This window comes from Enterococcus plantarum, from assembly GCF_001730295.1.
Lineage (GTDB): Bacteria > Bacillota > Bacilli > Lactobacillales > Enterococcaceae > Enterococcus_L > Enterococcus_L plantarum.
This window is the reverse complement of sequence record NZ_MIKA01000029.1, coordinates 1-2,611: the sequence shown is the minus strand read 5'-3', so window position 1 is coordinate 2,611 and position 2,611 is coordinate 1. Positions and strand designations below refer to the sequence as shown.

Annotated in this window: 2 protein-coding genes; both read right to left on the bottom strand. The window is 38.6% G+C overall.

From position 1 onward, the window contains the following. Positions 1-1,585: pectate lyase-like adhesive domain-containing protein (locus BCR22_RS09740; protein ID WP_141706563.1), on the bottom strand; the 1,585-nt coding region annotated here is incomplete at its 3' end. Between the two features lie 140 nt (positions 1,586-1,725). Next, positions 1,726-2,397, bottom strand: a complete 672-nt coding sequence (locus BCR22_RS09735; protein WP_069654723.1) for a helix-turn-helix domain-containing protein — start codon at positions 2,395-2,397, stop codon at positions 1,726-1,728. Positions 2,398-2,611: the final 214 nt, after the last annotated feature.

The following is a 2,611-nucleotide window of genomic DNA, read 5'->3' as shown; positions in this document are numbered from 1 at the left end:
GACTTCCTTTTTGGGCGACATCAAATTTGGCATTTTGCCCCATAGAAATAACCGGTGCTCCAGTGGTCATTTGATTGGCATTGATGACCATCTCTGCGTTATCTCCTACATTGATTGCTGAATTTTGTTGAAGCATGAATCCTGCACGAGAATTGGTGTTACTGATTGGTCCATTGATCGTTACATTGAAATTACTACTGTCTTCAAGATTGATACTCGTCGTCCATTGCGATGTTGCTGCCTGATAACCCAAACGAACTGGTACACGTGTCGTTCCATCAGCCGTTTCAACATTTAGATTAGCATTTTTCCCAACGTCGATTTTTCCATTTCTTTGTACACTGATGACGGACGGAATACTTCCTCCATTTGTTTGCCAAGAGTTGGTTTCCCCTGTATTGCCTAATGTACGAATTGTGGCGGTGGCATTCTCTTCAAGTGTTAATGACGGTTGAATAGTAGCGACCGTATCCCAGTCAGAATACCAACTACCTAAGATCACACCGTCTCCGTTTTCTGCTTCAATAGTCGTATCTGTATTAGAGGCAAACACTAGAGTGTGTGACTCCAAACCAGATTGGTTTGTATCAGCCATATTTCGGACTGTCCCATTATAGGATGTATACTGAGTAGCTTTCGATTTAATCACATTTTTCCCTTCAAAGCGCAGAACAGCTTGGAAAGAAGCGGTCAATTGTGATCCAGTATAATTTACATTGCGGTACGTAATACTTGAACCATAGGCATTTCGATCCCACATTGTCACTGGTCCATAGTAGTGTCCGCCATATAGGTCAACGTTATCGACCACTGCTTTGTGCACGATGGATGTATTCGTGCCCCATCTATAGGAATAGCCTATGAAATCGAGCGAATAGCCATTCCCTAGTAATACATAATTGGGCCGATTGTCTGAAAGATTGCGGTCTGCTCTACCAGTCGCCGTATTTGTCATAGAACTTTGTACATCAACGATTGTTACCGTATTGCTCATTAGAGCAGCATCTAATTGACTCCAATTACTTACCTTTGCAACATTTCCAATGTATACGATGACGTCACTACTCAACGCACTACCTGTTCCTGACTGAGTCGCCGGTACTGTTAGCGTTAAATGAAATTCTTGCAAATCATTCGATGAAACGGTCTCTAGTCCCTTTAAGTCAGATACTTGGATACTGTCTGTGACATCCACTACAGATCCCCCGGATAACCCGTATGCTTTGGCACCTGTCTCTTTGAGAATCATTTGTTTGATTGCGGCAATATCACCATTGTAACCTTGGATATCTGTCATCGTTTTTGCTATATTTTTAGCAACAATTCCCGTACCATTCGCAGTAAGTTCATAGGCTTCAATATTTTCCATTCTTGGTTGAATTGGTTCTTTCATACTCTGTTCGGAATCTATCGTTGTATCGTTTTCCTTAGACATACTTGTTTCAGATGATTTTATAGCTGCAGACATTTCTGTAGTTGACTGAGTCATTTCATCTGCTTTAATCAGTGGCGCACCTAGATATAGATACACACATAATGATGTAATCAAACCCACTAGAAAAAAAATAGTTTTTTTTCTTTTCATTTTATTCCTCCTCTCTTATGTACGACATGGTTTCTTCTAAAAAAATAGTATCACCCCCCTTACATAAAAAAACATGTCTCCTGAAATACTCTCTATTTAATCAAATTCCCGGAACACATAGACGTTCAATATCTGTTTTATCAAGAGTTATTCAGGCGAAACATATATCCTTTTGATCGGATTGTCGCAATAGAACAGGTATCGTTCTTTCCTATTTTATTCCGTATATGGCATATAATATTAGCTATACGTGAAATGTTAAATTCCTTTCCCGGCCACAACGATTTTGCTATGGTGCTGTATAATACAGTAGTATTTGGTTTTTCATAGAGTAATGACAACACCTTGTACTCGTTTCGAGTCAACTCTTTCTCTACTTCATTTACAACTAAGGACTGATTTAGTTCATTCAGTTGAATTACTTGTGGTGCCTCTTCCTCTTTTTCTGACTTCTCCTTGTACTTGTGTCCTAATCGGACAAACGTATTCTCAACGCTCATTGATAGATACGTAAAGGTTTCTGGCATAGCTATCACATCTGTCGCACCTATACTCATCATAATTTTTTTCTCTGTTTCAAGTGGTACTTCGGAGAACACCCAAATGAAAACCGTTGGATTGATTCGACAAGCAACTATCCAGTCAATAACTTGACTTAATTGCTCTGTCGTTTCCATTGGAATCACTACGCCATCTAAGTAAGCGAGCTGTTCTTTGTCTTTCACTTCAATAAGATCATAGAGGTTATTCTTACACTCATGTGTCCATTTATCAGTTAAATTTGTTTGGCCTACAATGCCTAAATGAAGCATGTCTTCCTCTTCCTTTCTATATGTCATCTTTTTAATTATTTGTTGGTAAACAAACAAGTCCTTTTAATTCCAATTTCAACTAAATTATAGTTATATAGAAGAGACGTTTGAAAAAGATTTCCTCGTTTTTTTTATACTACGTAAATAACCATTAAGCCCTCCAGATATACTACTTTGTGCCTACTTGTGACGATGATTGACGGCGTATAAATAA